Source organism: Neisseria sp. P0021.S005, from assembly GCF_051956955.1.
Genome location: NZ_JBQCWY010000022.1, coordinates 1 through 17,750 on the forward strand (window position 1 = coordinate 1; position 17,750 = coordinate 17,750).

Annotated in this window: 14 protein-coding genes; 7 read left to right on the forward strand and 7 right to left on the reverse strand. The window is 52.1% G+C overall.

Annotation, left to right across the window (positions count from 1 at the left end; genetic code table 11):
• Positions 1–8 precede the first annotated feature (8 nt).
• Positions 9–281, forward strand: a complete 273-nt coding sequence (locus ACTHUE_RS02695) for an ACT domain-containing protein (protein ID WP_003680574.1) — start codon at positions 9–11, stop codon at positions 279–281.
• Positions 282–296: 15 nt separating this feature from the next.
• Positions 297–1,652: a PFL family protein gene (locus ACTHUE_RS02700; protein ID WP_070695317.1), complete on the forward strand. Its 1,356-nt coding sequence runs from the start codon at positions 297–299 to the stop codon at positions 1,650–1,652.
• Between the two features lie 99 nt (positions 1,653–1,751).
• Here ACTHUE_RS02700 and ACTHUE_RS02705 read toward each other — a convergent pair whose 3' ends face one another.
• Both ACTHUE_RS02705 and ACTHUE_RS02710 read right to left on the reverse strand, forming a co-directional pair.
• Positions 1,752–2,231: a DUF4410 domain-containing protein gene (locus ACTHUE_RS02705; RefSeq protein WP_049343922.1), complete on the reverse strand. Its 480-nt coding sequence runs from the start codon at positions 2,229–2,231 to the stop codon at positions 1,752–1,754.
• 181 nt (positions 2,232–2,412) lie between these two features.
• Complete coding sequence (locus tag ACTHUE_RS02710) at positions 2,413–3,942, reverse strand: helicase HerA-like domain-containing protein (RefSeq protein ID WP_070607567.1); 1,530 nt, start codon at positions 3,940–3,942, stop codon at positions 2,413–2,415.
• A 241-nt stretch (positions 3,943–4,183) separates the two neighbouring features.
• Between ACTHUE_RS02710 and ACTHUE_RS02715 the strand changes: the two genes are divergently transcribed.
• Complete coding sequence (locus tag ACTHUE_RS02715) at positions 4,184–5,413, forward strand: multidrug effflux MFS transporter (RefSeq protein ID WP_070503814.1); 1,230 nt, start codon at positions 4,184–4,186, stop codon at positions 5,411–5,413.
• Between the two features lie 61 nt (positions 5,414–5,474).
• A complete protein-coding gene (gene murI / locus ACTHUE_RS02720; protein WP_049343929.1) occupies positions 5,475–6,284 on the forward strand; it encodes a glutamate racemase in 810 nt (269 codons plus the stop codon).
• A 62-nt stretch (positions 6,285–6,346) separates the two neighbouring features.
• Here murI and nadC read toward each other — a convergent pair whose 3' ends face one another.
• Entirely contained in the window at positions 6,347–7,228 is an 882-nt protein-coding gene (nadC, locus tag ACTHUE_RS02725; RefSeq protein WP_004520494.1) for a carboxylating nicotinate-nucleotide diphosphorylase, read from the reverse strand.
• A gap of 75 nt (positions 7,229–7,303) precedes the next feature.
• Complete coding sequence (locus ACTHUE_RS02730) at positions 7,304–8,242, reverse strand: NUDIX hydrolase (protein WP_049343932.1); 939 nt, start codon at positions 8,240–8,242, stop codon at positions 7,304–7,306.
• Positions 8,243–8,398: 156 nt separating this feature from the next.
• Here ACTHUE_RS02730 and nadA point away from each other — a divergent pair, with 156 nt between their 5' ends.
• Both nadA and nadB read left to right on the forward strand, forming a co-directional pair.
• Positions 8,399–9,511 (forward strand): quinolinate synthase NadA, encoded by a 1,113-nt coding sequence (nadA, locus tag ACTHUE_RS02735; RefSeq protein ID WP_003747473.1) that lies wholly within the window; start codon positions 8,399–8,401, stop codon positions 9,509–9,511.
• A 51-nt stretch (positions 9,512–9,562) separates the two neighbouring features.
• Positions 9,563–11,071: an L-aspartate oxidase gene (gene nadB, locus ACTHUE_RS02740; protein WP_004520497.1), complete on the forward strand. Its 1,509-nt coding sequence runs from the start codon at positions 9,563–9,565 to the stop codon at positions 11,069–11,071.
• Between the two features lie 161 nt (positions 11,072–11,232).
• On the opposite strand, the gene pgmB is transcribed toward nadB, so the two are convergent.
• The 3 genes from pgmB to ACTHUE_RS02755 form a co-directional block, all read right to left on the reverse strand.
• Complete coding sequence (gene pgmB / locus ACTHUE_RS02745) at positions 11,233–11,898, reverse strand: beta-phosphoglucomutase (protein ID WP_049336215.1); 666 nt, start codon at positions 11,896–11,898, stop codon at positions 11,233–11,235.
• A gap of 12 nt (positions 11,899–11,910) precedes the next feature.
• Positions 11,911–14,169: a glycoside hydrolase family 65 protein gene (locus tag ACTHUE_RS02750; RefSeq protein WP_049336213.1), complete on the reverse strand. Its 2,259-nt coding sequence runs from the start codon at positions 14,167–14,169 to the stop codon at positions 11,911–11,913.
• Positions 14,170–14,243: 74 nt separating this feature from the next.
• Positions 14,244–15,596 carry an SLC45 family MFS transporter gene (locus ACTHUE_RS02755; RefSeq protein WP_440361288.1) on the reverse strand — a complete coding sequence of 451 codons (1,353 nt, stop codon included), beginning with the start codon at positions 15,594–15,596 and terminating at the stop codon, positions 14,244–14,246.
• Between the two features lie 341 nt (positions 15,597–15,937).
• Here ACTHUE_RS02755 and ettA point away from each other — a divergent pair, with 341 nt between their 5' ends.
• Positions 15,938–17,614 (forward strand): energy-dependent translational throttle protein EttA, encoded by a 1,677-nt coding sequence (gene ettA, locus ACTHUE_RS02760; protein ID WP_003747462.1) that lies wholly within the window; start codon positions 15,938–15,940, stop codon positions 17,612–17,614.
• The last annotated feature ends 136 nt before the right edge of the window (positions 17,615–17,750 follow it).

Below are 17,750 nucleotides of genomic sequence, written 5' to 3' on the forward strand. Positions count from 1 at the left end.
ACAGCGTTATGAACAATTCAGTCATCACCGTCATCGGTAAAGACCGTGTGGGCATTGTGTACGACGTTTCCAAAATTTTAGCGGAAAACCAAATCAATATTCTCAACATCAGCCAACAGCTGATGGATGATTTTTTTACCATGATTATTTTGGTGGACACTTCAAAATGCACCAAATCGCGTCAAGAGGTTTTGGATTTGTTTGCGGAAGAGAGCAAAAAACTCGCGCTTGATATCCGTATGCAAAACGAAGAAATTTTCCAAGCCATGCACCGTATTTAAGTCGGAGGGAGAGCCATGAGTATTCAATCCGGCGAGATTTTAGAAACCGTCAAAATGGTGGCCGACCAGAATTTTGACGTGCGCACCATTACCATCGGCATTGATTTGCACGACTGCATCAGCAGCGATATCAATGTGTTGAACCAAAACATTTACAATAAAATCACCACTGTTGGCAAAGACTTGGTGGCGACGGCAAAATATCTGTCTGCCAAATACGGCGTACCGATTGTGAATCAGCGTATTTCCGTCACACCGATTGCCCAAATCGCCGCGGCCACCCATGCCGATTCCTATGTCAGCGTGGCGCAAACTTTGGATAAGGCTGCCAAAGCGATAGGCGTGTCCTTTATCGGCGGCTTTTCCGCGTTGGTGCAAAAAGGCATGTCGCCTTCGGACGAAGTGCTGATCCGTTCCATTCCCGAAGCGATGAAGACTACTGATATCGTGTGTAGCTCCATCAATATCGGCAGCACGCGCGCCGGTATCAATATGGATGCGGTCAAGCTGGCAGGCGAGACCATCAAACGCACGGCGGAAATCACGCCCGAAGGTTTCGGCTGCGCCAAAATTGTCGTGTTCTGCAACGCAGTGGAAGACAACCCGTTTATGGCGGGCGCGTTTCATGGTTCGGGCGAAGCGGATGCCGTTATCAATGTCGGCGTATCGGGGCCGGGCGTGGTCAAAGCCGCGCTGGAAAATTCGGACGCGGTCAGCCTGACCGAAGTTGCGGAAGTTGTGAAGAAAACTGCCTTCAAAATCACCCGCGTGGGCGAACTCATCGGCCGCGAAGCCTCGAAAATACTGGGCATCCCATTTGGTATTCTTGATTTATCGTTGGCTCCAACCCCCGCTGTCGGCGACTCGGTGGCGCGCATCCTTGAAGAGATGGGCTTGAGCGTCTGTGGTACGCACGGCACGACAGCGGCTTTGGCCTTGCTGAACGATGCCGTGAAAAAAGGCGGCATGATGGCTTCCAGCGCGGTCGGCGGTTTGAGCGGCGCGTTTATCCCCGTTTCGGAAGACGAGGGCATGATTGCCGCTGCCGAAGCTGGTGTGCTGACGCTGGACAAACTCGAAGCCATGACCGCTGTCTGCTCCGTTGGTTTAGACATGATTGCTGTACCCGGCGATACGCCTGCTCATACCATTTCCGGCATCATCGCCGACGAAGCCGCCATCGGCATGATCAACAGTAAAACAACTGCCGTGCGCATTATTCCGGTAACCGGCAAAACCGTCGGCGACAGCGTCGAGTTCGGTGGCCTGTTGGGCTACGCGCCTGTGATGCCGGTTAAAGAAGGTTCGTGCGAAGTGTTTGTCAACCGAGGCGGCAGAATCCCGGCTCCGGTTCAATCAATGAAAAACTGATTGGATTGATAAATAAAAAAAGGCCGTCTGAAATTGATTTTCAGACGGCCTTTTATTTATAGCTATTTGGTAAAACGTTTTTAGAAAATAATATCTTGATTATTTCCCTTTTTTCAAAATACCGGATTCTGCAATTTTTTTGGCAATGTCTTTAGCTGATCTTTTCAGAACATCTTTGCTATTTCCTCCAAATACTCCCATTGCCAACATACCGTCAGTTTGAATATTACCGACAATTTTTCCGCTTTCTTTATCAACCAGTGTTGTAACGATTTTTGACGTTGCTTTGCCTGCGCCAAAGCCCACCCAATAACGCAGAGCACGGTTTCCTTCATTAAAGTTTTCGATATTGATATTAATATCTAAGTCATCGCCTACGGTATAACCGAGAGTGGTTAATTCATTGTTCAAGTATTGGGTAAAAAGTGCGCGTGTATCAGATGGAATATGATCTTGGGAAAGATCACGAATAGTGTAGCTATGGTAGCTTTTTTCTTTTTGTCCGAAATCAACAGTACTGGTTGTTGAACAAGCAGATAAAGCAAAGGCTAATGCCGTTAGTGTGAGTAGTTTTTTCATGGTAAAAGTTCTCTTTTTTAATTGATAAAATGCTTAAGTTTAAGCAAATCGAATTATCAATCATTTTTTCTTTTCTTTCAATTTATTATGCTTATATATTAAGGTAATTCAAAGTTTAGCTTTATATAAACAACAAAAGGCCGTCTGAAATTTCAGACGGCCTTTTATATTTGCAGGCTGATTATTTAAATATATTTTTAATAATGCCCATTACGCTGCGGGAAATGGCGTTGGTTACTTGGCGGTTGATTTGGCTGCCGATGGCGTCGGCAACGTTGTAGCCCAAACCTTGGCCGGATTTTTTGCGTCCGCCGCTCAAACCGCCGATCAGTCCGCCGAGAATGCCGGGATCGGCATTGGCAGCCTCTTTTTCTGCGGTTTTTTGCGCTTTTTCCTGCTCTTTGGCGGCATTTGTGGCTTCTTTTTCAGCGGCAGCCTGGCTGTCTGCTTCGGCCAATGCTTCAAAGGCGGAGTAGTTGTCCACCATGTCTTTGTAGGTTGGATACAAATCGTCGTTTTGGAACAGGCGGTTGCGTTCCTCTGCGGTAAGCGGGGTTAAGGAAGATTGCGGCGGCAGTATGAGGGCGCGTTCTACCGGCTCGGGCATACCTTTTTCATCAAGGAAGGAAACGAGGGCTTCGCCGACGCCGAGTTCGGCAATCGCTTCGGCAACTTTGATGTTTGGGTTGCTGCGGAAGGTTTCGGCAGCGGCTTTGACTGCTTTTTGGTCGCGCGGTGTGAAGGCACGCAGGGCGTGTTGTACGCGGTTACCCAGTTGGCCGAGAATAGTATCGGGCAAGTCGAGCGGGTTTTGGGTGACGAAATATACGCCCACGCCTTTGGAACGGATCAGGCGCACGACTTGTTCGATTTGTTCGACCAACGCATTGGCGGCATTGTCGAACATCAAATGCGCTTCGTCGAAGAACATCACAAATTTTGGTTTGTCCAAATCGCCGACTTCGGGCAGGGTTTCAAACAACTCCGCCAGCATCCACAGCAAAAACGCGCTGTACATACGCGGAGAGCACATTAGTTTTTCGGAATTAAGGATGTTGATGATGCCTTTGCCGTTGTCGGTTTGCATCCAGTCTTGCAGGTTGAGGGAAGGTTCGCCGAAGAATTTTTCTGCACCTTCGTTTTCCAAAGTCAGCAGTTGGCGTTGAATTGCGCCGATACTGGCGGCAGAAACGTTGCCGTATTGCGTGCGGTATTCCGAAGCATGGTCGGAAACGTGTTTCAACATGCTGCGCAGGTCTTTCAAGTCCAGAATGTGCCAGCCTCTGTCATCGGCAACTTTGAACACGAGGTTGAGCAGGCCTTCTTGCGTATCGTTCAGATTCATCAGGCGGGCCAAAAGCATAGGGCCCATTTCTGAAACGGTTACGCGTATGGGAATACCGGTTTCGCCGTAAACATCCCAAAAGCGCACGGGGAAATTTTGCAGCCAATGTTCGCCCAAATCAAACTCGGCGATGCGTTCGCCTACTTTGCCGCTGTTGGCACCGGCTTGCGCGATGCCTGACAAATCGCCTTTGACATCGACCAAGAATACAGGGACGCCTTCGCTGCTGAAGGCTTCCGCCATACGGCGTAGGGTAACGGTTTTACCCGTACCGGTCGCACCGGCGATCAAGCCGTGGCGGTTGGCCATTTTGCCTTGGATTTCGAGCGTTTTCCCGTCGGCACGCGCAATTTGAAATGTAGTCATGATTATTCCTTAGAATCCGTGATGTGAAACAATTTGTTGTCTTAAAAAACAAGCATTTTAACGTTTGCGGCGAGGGGATTCAACCAAGCAAAGTTTCAGACGGCCTTAAGTTTTGCAAAGGTTTTTTTGCAGTGATTGGACAAGGTTGAAATCTGCTATAATTCCATCCAATCCGCAACCGTCTGACAAGGCGGTTGTTTTCTTTGTTTTTTGAATATTTTTTACGAAAGCGAAAGTCGGAATGACTGCACAACAAGCCCCTTTGGGCGAAAAAACCATGGCCGTGCTGATGGCGATGTTGGTCGCGCTGATGCCGTTTTCTGTCGATGCCTATCTGCCTGCGATTCCCGAAATGGCAAAGTCGCTGGGTTCGGACATCCACCGTATTGAGCAAAGTCTGAGCTTTTTTATGTTTGGCGTGGCGTTTGGTCAGGTGGTCGGCGGTTCGATTTCGGATATTAAAGGCCGCAAACCTGTCGCCTTGGTGGGATTGAGCATTTATTTTGCCGCCGTTATCGGTTTGACGATGGTGAATAATGTCGAGCAGCTGTTGAACTTGCGTGCTTTGCAGGCGTTTGGCGCGGGGATGACCGTGGTGATTTCCGGTGCGATGGTGCGCGATTATTATTCCGGACGCAAAGCCGCGCAGATGTTTGCCTTAATCGGCATTATTCTGATGATTGTGCCATTGATGGCACCGATGATTGGTGCAGGCTTGCAGAATTTGGGCGGCTGGCGCATGATTTTCGGCTTTCTGGCCTGTTATTCGCTGCTGCTTTGGGGTTTGATGTGGTATTTCCTGCCTAAGCCGCACCAAAAAGGCAAAATCAGCATGGACGTGTTCGGCGTGGTGGCCGGCAGGTTTAAACGTGTTTTGAGAACGCGCGCCGCGATGGGCTATCTGTTTTTCCAAGCTTTCAGTTTTGGTTCGATGTTTGCCTTTTTGACCGAATCATCGTTCGTGTACCAACATCTGTATCATGTTTCACCAAACCAATATGCTTGGATATTTGCGCTCAATATCATTACCATGATGTCGTTTAACCGCGTTACCGCATGGCGTTTGAAAACCGGTACGCATCCGCAAAACATCCTCAAATGGGGCATTATCGTCCAATTTTCCGCCAATCTGCTGATGACGGTTTTGGTGTTGTCGCTGTCTTTGCCGCCTTTGTGGGCTTTAGTGCCATGTGTGATGTTTTCAGTCGGTACGCAAGGCTTGGTCGGTGCGAACACTCAGGCCTGCTTTATGAGCTATTTCAGTGCAGAGGGCGGCAGCGCAAATGCGGTTTTAGGCGTGTTCCAATCCCTTGTCGGCGCATCGGTCGGTATGGCAACGACTTGGCTGCATAATGGTTCCGCCTTGGTAATGGCCGGTATGATGTTAAGCTCGACCGTATGCGGTATCGTACTGTTGTGGATTTGCTCGCATCAGGCTTGGATGGAAAACGATAAAAAAGAATATGTTTAACCTTCAGGCCGTCTGAAAAACGGTTTCAGACGGCCTCGACTTTATATTGAAGAAATTAACCATGAGTACCAGCAAACAACGCCCCATCGGCGTATTCGATTCCGGTGTCGGCGGCTTGACCAACGTCCGCGCCCTGATGGAACGCCTGCCGATGGAAAACATCATCTATTTCGGCGATACCGCACGCGTTCCCTATGGCACCAAATCCCGCGCCACCATCGAAACCTTCGCCATGCAGATTGTCGATTTCCTGCTGGAAAACGATGTCAAAGCACTCGTCATCGCGTGCAACACCATCGCTGCCGTTGCCGGACAAAAAATCCGCCAAAAAGCAGGCAATATGCCCGTATTGGACGTCATTTCCGCCGGTGCGGAAGCTGCTTTGCAAACCACTAAAAACAACCGAATCGGCATTATCGCGACCAACACCACCGTCAACAGCAATGCCTACGCGCGTGCCATCCATTCAAAAAACAACGACACGCTGGTGCGCACACAAGCCGCGCCCCTGCTTGTGCCATTGGTAGAAGAAGGCTGGCTCGATCACGAAGTCACCCGCCTGACCGTGCGCGAATACTTGAAGCCGCTTTTGGCCGACGACATTGATACGCTGGTGTTGGGTTGTACCCACTTCCCACTGCTCAAACCGCTTATCGGCTGCGAAGCACAAAACGTTACCTTGGTCGACTCCGCCATCACCACCGCCGAAGCCACCGCCAAAGCCTTAGCGCAAGCAGGTTTGCTGAATACAGAAAACGACAACCCGGATTACCGCTTCTATGTCAGCGACATCCCACTGCGTTTCCGTACCATCGGCGAACGCTTCTTAGGCAGAAGTATGGAGCAGATTGAAATGGTAACGTTGGGTTGATGGGAAATATTAAAGGCCGTCTGAAATTTCAGACGGCCTTTGCTTTATAGCAAACTCGAAATTTAAGCCACGAAATCCAAACCTATATCCAACGAGCGGCTGCTGTGGGTCAGATAGCCGAGGGCGATGCCGTCCACGCCGGTTTGTGCCACGCGCTTCAGGCGGTCGAAGCCGATGCCACCCGATGCTTCGCAATAGATGGTGTGTGTGTGGACGGTTTGTGTGTGGCAGCGGTTTGCCGCTTCTTTCAAGGTTTCGTCGTCCATGTTGTCCAGCAAAATCCGTTCCGCGCCAGCCGCGATGGCTTCGTCCAGTTGTGCCAACGTGTCCACTTCGATTTCCACGCAAGTCAACGGTCCGACCGCCTGCTTCGCTTGCCGAACGGCTTGGGCGATGCTGCCGCAATAGGCGAGGTGGTTGTCTTTGATGAGTACGGCGTCGTCCAAGCCCATGCGGTGGTTTACGCCGCCGCCTGCCCTGACGGCGTATTTTTGCAGGACGCGAAGCAGTGGGATGGTTTTGCGGCTGCACACGATGTCCACATTGTAACCAGCAACTTCGGCTACTGCATGTGCGGTGGCGGTGGCGATGCCGCTCAAGTGCGTAAGATAGTTGAGCGCAGTACGTTCGACGGCGAGCAGCGCGCGGGCGTTTCCTGCGATGGTGGCAAGTGTCTGACCTACGCAAACGGCTTGCCCATCTTGGATTTCGGCTTGGAAACGGACGGACGGATCCATCGTCTGAAAGGCAAGACGCGCCAAATCCATGCCGGCGATAACGCCGTCTTTGCGGCTGACGAGGAAAAGTTTGGCGGTTTTGTCGGGAGTGATAACGGCGGCGGACGTAACATCGCCTCGCCTGCCTAAATCTTCGCTCAAGGCTTGTTCTACCATGGGGCGCAACAGGGTATCGGGTAGAGGAAGAAGATTGTTTTCAGACGACATGAAGGTTCCTTTGTTGAAAAATATTGATATTTGCCTGATGGGACAAAATTTAATTTGAGGCCGTCTGAAAATCAGTTAGTGGCTACCCAGCGGCAGTCCAATATCAGAAATCAGCTGATCGGGTAGGACGTCGTCGCGGAATCGGTAAAGCTGTGCAGGACGGCCTTTACTGCCTGATACGCCGGTATCCGACGGCTCGATGAGGTTTTGCTGCTGAATCTGGCGGCGGAAGTTTTGCTTGTGCAGCAATCTGCCGCTGATGGCTTCGACGCTGTTTTGCAGTTGCAGCAGTGTGAATTCGGGCGGCATCAGTTCAAAAATCACGGGGCGGTATTTGATTTTGGCTCGTAGGCGGGATAAGGCTGTCGCCAGTACGCGGCGGTGGTCGTGGCGCATAGGCTGCCCCGTGAGTGAGAAATTGAAGTTTTCCTGAGACTCGGCTGCTTCCGCTATCAGGCCGCTTTCGTATAGCATTTCATAGCGTTGCAAAACGTATTCTTCCGACCAATTTTCAGGTTCTACCCCCCAGCACAATTGAATGCGCTTGAGCCGCTTCTGGCGCACTTCCTCCGTATCCGCCGAGTTTGCCCAAATGCGCAGGCGGCTGACGATGGTATCGCGCAGCCCGCCGTCAGTGCGCAAATCTTCCCACGGAAAATAGCAGTAGCAGTCCTGCCATTTCGCATCCGGGTGCAGGATGCTGTCGGCTGCCTCGCGCACCAGTCCCAAATAGCTGACGTACAAGACAGGTAGGCCTTGCTCGTTTTGACGGCGCGTATCTACAAACGTATAAAGCTGTTCTACATAGCCCATAGGCTGTGATGTCTGTTTGGCAACCCACATCCTGACTCCTGCTTGCAGAGAGTGGCGAAGCGGTGCAAGCAGGCCATTGGGTAATAGCTCTCCTTTGGCAACTGTCAAAACCCTCAAGCTGCCATTTGTAATGGCAATCAGTACAGGAACAAGCTCGACGATACTTTGCGTATTGGCTGCTGTTTCAGGATAGGCATCCATGCGTGGCTTTCATTCAAGAGGAAACCTTATTGTAAACCAAAGCGGTTTTCAGACGACCTTGCTTATTATACTCAATTTGAGCATAATATAAAAATATTTCAAAATATAAACGGCAAATCTTTATGCCGTCTGAAAAACCAGCCATAAGGAAGTCTCATGCAAACCGCCGCCCGCCGCTCGTTCGATTACGATATGCCCCTCATCCAAACACCGACTTCCGCCTGCCAAATCCGTCAGGCGTGGGCAAAGGTTGCCGACACGCCCGACCGCGAAACGGCAGGTCGTCTGAAAGACGAAATCAAGGCTTTGCTGAAGGAGAAAAACGCGGTCTTGGTAGCGCATTATTATGTTGATCCGCTGATTCAGGATTTGGCTTTGGAAACGGGCGGATGCGTGGGCGATTCGTTGGAAATGGCACGCTTCGGCGCGGAACACGAAGCCGATACGCTGGTGGTGGCGGGCGTACGCTTCATGGGCGAGAGCGCAAAAATCCTCTGTCCTGAAAAAACAGTGCTGATGCCTGATTTGGAAGCAGAATGTTCTTTGGATTTGGGTTGTCCGGAAGAAGCGTTTTCAGCGTTTTGCGACCAACACCCCGACCGCACGGTCGTTGTGTACGCCAACACTTCCGCCGCCGTGAAAGCGCGTGCCGATTGGGTGGTAACGTCTTCGGTGGCGTTGGAAATCGTATCGTATCTGAAATCGCGCGGTGAGAAGCTGATTTGGGGACCCGACCGCCACCTCGGCGACTATATCCGCCGCGAAACGGGCGCGGATATGCTGTTGTGGCAGGGTTCGTGCATCGTCCACAACGAATTCAAAGGGCAGGAATTGGCAGCGTTGAAGGCGGAACACCCCGACGCGGTGGTACTGGTTCATCCCGAATCGCCGCAAAGCGTCATCGAGCTGGGCGACGTGGTCGGCTCGACCAGCAAACTACTGAAAGCCGCCGTATCGCGCCCCGAAAAAAAATTCATCGTGGCGACCGATTTGGGCATCCTGCACGAAATGCAAAAGCAGGCGCCCGACAAAGAATTTATCGCCGCACCGACGGCGGGCAACGGCGGAAGCTGCAAAAGCTGCGCGTTCTGCCCGTGGATGGCAATGAATTCGCTGGGCGGCATCAAACACGCCCTGACGAGCGGGCACAACGAAATCCTGTTGGACAGAAAGCTGGGCGAAGCCGCCAAACTGCCTTTGCAGCGTATGCTCGACTTCGCGGCAGGGCTGAAGAAAAAAGATGTGTTCAACGGCATGGGACCCGCCTGATTTGCTGTCAATATTGCCGTTTCAGACGGCCTCTCAAACAAGGACAACACCATGCAAACCGATTGCGACGTATTGATTGCCGGAAACGGGCTGGCGGCACTGACGCTCGCCCTGTCGCTGCCTGAATCGTTCCGCATCGTCATTTTGTGCAAAAACCGGCTGGACGACACCGCCAGCCGTCATGCGCAAGGCGGGATTGCGGCGGCGTGGTCGGGAGAGGACGACATCGAAAAACACGTCGCCGATACTTTGGAAGCGGGCGCAGGTTTGTGCGACGAAGCTGCCGTCCGCACCATCCTGTCGCAAGGCAAACCGGCAATCGAATGGCTGCTGGCGCAGGGCGTGGCATTCGACCAAAATAATAATGACTTGCACCTGACGCGCGAAGGCGGGCACACCTGCCGCCGAATCGCCCACGTCGCCGACTACACGGGCGAAGCAGTCATGCAGAGCCTGATTGCCCAAATACGCCGCCGCCCGAGCATCCGCGTTTGCGAGCGGCAGATGGCGTTGGACATCCAAACCGAATCGGGTGCAGCGTGCGGACTGACCGTCCTCGACCGCCGAGCGCAAGAAACCTACAGCATCCGTGCCAGCCATACCGTACTCGCAGGCGGCGGCTTGGGACAGATTTACGCCGCCACCACCACGCCGCCCGAATGCACGGGCGACGCCATCGCCATGGCGATACGCGCAGGTTGCGCAGTCGAAAACCTCGAATTTATCCAATTCCACCCTACAGGCTTGGCAAGGTCGTCTGAAAACGGCCGTACCTTCCTGATTTCCGAAGCCGTACGCGGCGAAGGCGGCATCCTGACCAACCAAGCGGGCGAACGGTTTATGCCGCATTACGACCGCCGCGCCGAACTCGCGCCGCGTGACATCGTTGCCCGCGCCATCGCCGCCGAAATCGCCAAGCAAACGCAAGACTTCGTCTCGCTCGACATCAGCCGCCAACCCGCAGCGTTCGTCCGCCAGCATTTCCCGTCCATCCATCGGCACTGCCTGTCCCAATGCGGCTTGGACATCACGCGCCAAGCCATCCCCGTCCGCCCCGTGCAACACTATACCTGCGGCGGCATCCAAACCGACCCCAGCGGCAGAACCTCCCTGCCGCAGCTCTACGCCTTAGGTGAAACAGCCTGCACCGGCTTGCACGGAGCCAACCGCCTCGCCAGCAACTCCCTACTCGAATGCGTCGTTACCGCCAGACTTGCCGCCCAAACCATCGCGGACGGACAAGCATTCCAAGCTGTACCGTCCCAAAGGTCGTCTGAAAGCCCCTCTGTTGAAGCAGGTATCTTTTCAGACGACCTCCAAAACACCTTCAGCCGTCCCGCCCTGCAAGCGTTCAACCAACGCCATCTCGGCATCCTCCGCAACGATACCGGCCTGAGCCGCGCCATCGCCCAACTGCGGCTTTGGAAGCAAAACCAAGCCGAGCCGCACACCGCGTCTGAATACGAAAACCGCAACCTACTCGAATGCAGCCTCGCTGTCGCCCAAGCCGCATACAGGCGGAGACAGAACATAGGCGCGCATTTTAATAGTGATTGTTAAGGTTGGCAGGTCATAGAAAGTCGTTCAAATAAATTTGAATAGCATGGTTGAAAAGTTGGTATTCAGTCTTTATGGTTGCGTAAGTTGGGTTATCATTCTGTTCTAAAATCAGAAAGGCCGTCTGAAATATTTTTTAGACGGCCTTTTACTTCCTTAATATTTTATCTGTCTGATTGTTCCCATACGTTTTGCAGGTAGGCGTAGGTCAGGTCGGCAGTGTCGGATACCAGCGCGATGTCGCTGCCCAAATCTTCGGCTTTGCCCACGCCGATGGGCAATGCGCCGGCGGCTTTGATGGCGGCGACGCCGGCGGCGGCGTCTTCAATGCCAATGCATTGGCGGATGTCCGCGCCTACGCCCTCGGCTGCTGCGAGGAAGATGTCGGGGGCGGGTTTGGAATGCGCGACGGCGGCAGGGTCGGCAATGGCGTCGAAGAAGTGGGTCAGCCCCATGCGTTCCAGCAGAAACGGACCGTTTTTACTGGCGGACGCGAGGGCGATTTTTTTGCCGTTTGCTCTCAATGCTTCCAGCAGCGGCAAAATGCCGGGGTATACGTCTTCGGGTTTGACTGCCTGAATCATCTCGACGTAGTTGTCGTTTTTACGGCGGGTCAGTTCGGCAAACTCGACTTCGCTGACGGTTTTGCCGCCGTGCGCGAGGATGCGTTTGAGCGAATCGTCGCGCGATACGCCTTTGAGCTGCTCGTTAAACTTGCGGTCGATGCTGATGCCCAGTTCTTCGGCAAGCTTTTTCCATGCGCGGTAGTGGTATTCGGCGGTGTCGGTAATGACGCCGTCGAGGTCAAATAGGACTGCGGTAAAAGTCATTTTGTGCCCTCCTTATTTTTCCAACGCGACAGTGTGGCTGCCGTTGAGCGTGATGTCTTTGCCGTACACCTGCAAATCTAGCGGCTCGCCTTTGAGCAGGGTGAAGACGACGTTTTCTTTGCCGACGGCGACTTTAATCAGACGGCCTCGGTAGTTGATATGGAAGGCGTAGCCTGTCCATGCGCTCGGCAGGAACGGTGCGAAGCTGAGTTTGCCGCCCCAAGTTTTCATTTGGGCGAAACCTTGGACGATGGCGAGCCACGAGCCGGTCATAGAAGTAATGTGCAGGCCGTCTTCGGTGTCGTTGTTGTAGTTGTCCAAGTCCAGGCGGGCAGTGCGCTGGTACATTTCCACGGCTTTTTCTTCTTTGCCCAGTTCGGCGGCGAGGATGGAGTGGATACATGGAGACAACGAGCTTTCATGAACGGTCATCGGTTCGTAGAAGTCGAAGTTGCGGCGTTTTTCGTCGATATTGAAACGGTCGCCGAAGAAGTAGATGCCTTGCAATACGTCCGCCTGTTTGATGAAGGGCGAACGCAGGATTTTGTCCCACGACCATTTCTGGTTGAGCGGCAAATCGTCGGGCGAAAGCGCGGACACGGGGCGGATGTCTTTGTCGAGGAAGCCGTCGTGTTGGACGAATACGCCGAGTTCTTCGTCATGCGGACGGTACATATTCGCGCTGATGTCCGCCCATTTTTCCAGCTCGGCGGCACTCACGTTCAAATCCGGACGCGGGTATTTCGCCAAGGCTTCGTGGGTGTAATCCAATACCCATGCAGCGAGGGTGTTGGTGTACCAGTTGTTGTTGATGTTGTTTTCGTATTCGTTCGGGCCGGTTACGCCGTGAATCATGTATTTGCCGTTGCGTTTGGAAAAGTGGACGCGGTCCGCCCAGAAGCGGGACACTTCGACCAAGACTTCCAAGCCTTCTTTGGCAAGATAGCTTTCGTCGCCGGTGTAGTTGGTGTAGTTGTAGATGGCGTAAGGAATCGCGCCGTTGCGGTGGATTTCCTCGAAGGTGATTTCCCATTCGTTGTGGCACTCGATGCCCGTAAACGTCACCATCGGATAGAGTGCGCCTGCCAAGCCTTGTTCGCGCGCGTTGTGTTGCGCCTGCGGCAGTTGGTTGCGGCGGTATTGCAGCAGGTTGCGGGTAACTTCGGGTTCCGCTAGTGCGAGGTAGAGCGGCACGGCGTAGGCTTCGGTGTCCCAATAGGTCGCGCCGCCGTATTTTTCGCCGGTAAAACCTTTGGGGCCGATATTCAGGCGCGCGTCTTCGCCGTAGTAGGTGGAGAACAGTTGGAACAGGTTGAAGCGGATGCCTTGTTGCGCTTCGTCGCTGCCTTCGATGACCACGTCGGCGATTTCCCAACGGTGCAGCCAGCCTGCTTTGTGTGCGTCCAGCAAGGTTTCAAATGCAACGCCTGCGATTTTTTCCGACAAGGCGCGACCTGCGGCTTTCACTGCTTCCAAGCCCTGATAATCGCGGCTGGTAGTAACAATCACGCGTTTTTCAAAGGTTTCGGGCGTGCTGCCGACTTTAGCTTCAAAAGAATTGGAGACCTGCCAGTCGGTTTGGCTGCCGCCAAGGGCTTTGAAGCTGCCGGCGAAGGTTTGCTCGGCGTTGACGATGAATTGTTCCACGCCGAAGGGATTAGCGACGGTTTGGGTGGCAATGTAGGAGAGGCCGTCTGAAACGCCTTTGTCCAATACCTGCCAGAATTTTTCTTCATAGTTGGAGTCTTCGTTTTTCACATCGGCGTCGATGATGGAATCGATGCGGACTTGGTGGGTTTTGCCGTCAACGGATACGGCTTCCCAGCGGATAACCGCCAGCTCTTTTTGCGCGACGGACAGGAATTTGCACACATCGAAACGCACGCCGAATACGGTGAACGAGCGGCGCAACACGCCGTGCTGCATATCGAGTTCGATGGAGAAGTCGGCAACGTCGTTTTTCGCCAAGTCCACTTCCTGATTGTCGACAAAGATTTTAACTTTGCTGAAATTGAGCGCATTGATGGCTTTGCCAAAATATTTAGGATAGCCGTTTTTCCACCAACCGACGCGGGTTTTGTCGGGGAACCAAACACCGGCGATGTAGGTGCCCAAGTGGCTGTCGGCGGAGTAGGTTTCTTCAAAGTTGCCGCGCATACCCATATAGCCGTTGCCCAAACTGGTCAGGCTCTCTTGCAGCCGTTTGTATTCTTTTTCCAGTTTTGCCGAACGCAATGTCCAAGGGCTGATTTCCATGATTCTTGTGTACATTTATGAAGCTCCTGTTATTAAAATCGTAAGTTCGGCAAAGGTTTCAGACGGCCTTTGCCGATGGTATGGATGGATTATTCGCCGTGGGTCTCTTTAATCAGACATACAGAGAAGGCTCCCAGCAGCAAGACTGCGCCTGCAACCAAGAACATGGTTGCCTGATGGCTGCCCAGCATAGGGAAGAGGATAAAGCTCAGCAGGGAGGCGACGATTTGAGGCATACAGATAGAGCCATTAAACAGACCCAAATAAGTACCCATGTGTTTGCCGGAGAGGGCATTGGTTACAATCGTCAAAGGATAGGTAATGATACCTGCCCACGCGATGCCGATTAAGGTATAAGACAGGATTAATGCGTATTGATTGTGGATAAAGAAAATAGAGAAGAAACCGAGCGCGCCCAGAGCCAGACAACCGAAATAACCGGCTTTATGGTATTTATTCGGTACTTTTGCCAGAATAAACGAACATATGACGGCAGCAATGGATTGCACCGCCGCCAAAACGCCGTACCAGTTGCCTGCTTCTTGGTAGCCTACGGAAGAGGCATCGGTTGTCTGCCAAACGTTTTCTGCAATCGCGCCTGCCGAGTAAGTCCACATATATTGGAAAGCGAACCAACAGAAGAATTGCACCAAAGTCACTGTCCAAAACGCTTTAGGTGCGGTTTTTAAGAGTTCGAACCAGTTGGCTTTTTCCTGATTTGCGGCTACGTCGATGCCGTGGTAGCGGGCGTAGGTTTCCGGATCATACTCTTTGACTTTGAAGATGGTGAACGCACTGGTAATAATCAGTAAGGCTGCGCCCACATAGAATGCTACGACCACGGTCTGCGGCACGACGCCTTTTTCGGCCGTGTTCGCCAAACCGATATACGCAAACACAAACGGCAGAATCGCCGCCACAACCGCGCCCGTATTCGCTAAGAAACTTTGAATCCCGTAGGCGTAGCTTTTCTGCTCCTCGTTGACCATGTCGCCGACCATCATTTTAAACGGCTGCATTGCCATATTGGAGGATACGTCCAACAGCGCAATCATCAGCGCGCCAAACGACAAAGCCGCCAAAGAAGCGTAGCCAAAACCGAAGCTGCCCGAGTTCGGCATCAGAATCATGACGATAACCGCAATCAGCGTACCGTAAAGCAGATAGGGAAGACGGCGGCCGCCCAAGCGCGGCATCCAAGTGCGGTCTGAGTAGTAGCCCACAATCGGTTGAACCAACATACCGGCCAATGGCGGCAGAATGAAAAACCAGCCCAAATTATGCGGGTCGGCGCCTAAAGTTTGAAAAATTCGGCTCATTTGTGAGCTTTGCAGGGTAAAGGCCGTCTGAACGCCGAGATAGCCGAAGCTCAGCATCCAAATCGTACTTTTTGCCAGTGACGGCAAACCTTGTTTTGTTGTTTTTTGCGTATGTTCAGACATGAGGCAAATCCTTATTTTAAAAGTATTTGTATTGGGAAATCTGAAATTGTTTTTAGCGCGGTGTTTCTTTTTCGTTATTATTTGTTTATGTACTTTCAAAGATATAGGCGCATTTTATGGAGCATGCCGGATGTTGGCAATGTTTGTTCAAAGATAAACTGGCTTAAATCAAATTTTTTACGGTTTCGTATTGAAAATTTTGGAGACTGAAGGCATTGGTTCGGCTTTGCTACATATTGTGATGCTTATTTCTATTTTCAGACGGCATTTGAACAAGCAAGTATTGGGGCAATAGGTTAAAATGGGCCGTCTGAAATTTGTTTGATGAAAACGAGAAAACTATGTCTCAACAATACGTCTATTCTATGCTGCGCGTGAGCAAGGTTGTGCCGCCGCAGAAAACCATCATTAAAGACATTTCCCTTTCCTTTTTCCCCGGCGCGAAAATCGGTTTGCTCGGTTTGAACGGTGCGGGTAAATCTACTGTACTGCGGATTATGGCAGGTGTGGATAAAGAATTCGAGGGCGAAGCCGTGCCGATGGGCGGCATTAAAATCGGCTACCTGCCGCAAGAGCCTGAGCTTGATCCTGAGAAAACCGTGCGTGAGGAAGTGGAAAGCGGTTTGGGCGAAGTGGCTGCCGCGCAGAAACGCTTGGAAGAAGTGTATGCCGAGTATGCCAATCCTGATGCAGATTTTGACGCGTTGGCGGAAGAACAAGGCCGCTTGGAAGCGATTATTGCGGCGGGTTCGTCTACCGGCGGCGGTGCAGAGCATGAATTGGAAATCGCTGCCGACGCGCTGCGCCTGCCTGATTGGGATGCCAAAATCGGCAATTTGTCCGGCGGTGAAAAACGCCGTGTGGCTTTGTGCAAACTCTTGTTGAGCAAGCCCGATATGCTTTTGCTGGATGAGCCGACCAACCACTTGGACGCAGAATCTGTCGAATGGCTGGAGCAATTCTTGGTCCGCTTCCCCGGTACAGTCGTTGCTGTAACACACGACCGCTACTTCCTCGACAACGCCGCCGAATGGATTTTGGAACTCGACCGCGGCCACGGCATTCCGTGGAAAGGCAATTACTCGTCTTGGCTGGAGCAGAAAGAAAAACGTTTGGAAAACGAGGCGAAGTCTGAAGCTGCACGCGTGAAGGCGATGAAGCAGGAATTAGAATGGGTGCGCCAAAATGCCAAAGGCCGCCAAGCCAAGTCCAAAGCGCGTTTGGCGCGTTTTGAAGAAATGAGCAACTACGAATACCAAAAACGCAATGAAACGCAGGAAATCTTCATTCCCGTTGCCGAGCGTTTGGGTAATGAAGTAATTGAATTTGTGAACGTTTCCAAATCGTTCGGCGACAAAGTGCTGATTGACGATTTGAGCTTCAAAGTGCCTGCGGGCGCGATTGTCGGCATCATCGGCCCGAACGGCGCAGGTAAATCGACGCTATTTAAAATGATTTCTGGCAAAGAGCAGCCTGATTCCGGCGAAGTGAAAATCGGGCAAACCGTGAAAATGAGCTTGATTGACCAAAGCCGCGAAGGTTTGCAAAACGATAAAACCGTGTTCGATAACATCGCCGAAGGCCGCGACATTTTACAGGTTGGTCAGTTTGAAATTCCCGCCCGCCAATATTTGGGACGCTTCAACTTCAAAGGCAGCGACCAAAGTAAAATCGCGGGTCAATTGTCTGGCGGCGAACGCGGTCGTCTGCACTTGGCAAAAACCTTGTTGAGCGGCGGTAATGTCTTACTGTTGGATGAACCGTCTAACGATCTCGACGTGGAAACCCTGCGCGCGTTGGAAGACGCATTGTTGGAATTTGCCGGTAGCGTGATGGTGATTTCGCACGACCGCTGGTTCCTCGACCGTATTGCTACACATATTTTGGCTTGTGAAGGCGACTCTAAATGGGTGTTTTTTGACGGTAACTATCAGGAATACGAAGCCGATAAGAAACGCCGTTTGGGCGAAGAGGGCGCGAAACCGAAACGTATCCGTTACAAACCGGTAACACGTTAAGCAGGTTTGAACCAAAAGGCCGTCTGAAACTTTTAATGTTTCAGACGGCCTTTTATTTTTGATGTTTATGATTGTTTTCTTAATTGCGGATGGTTTTCCAATGTATCAATGATGATTTCAATCATGCGTGGGGCAG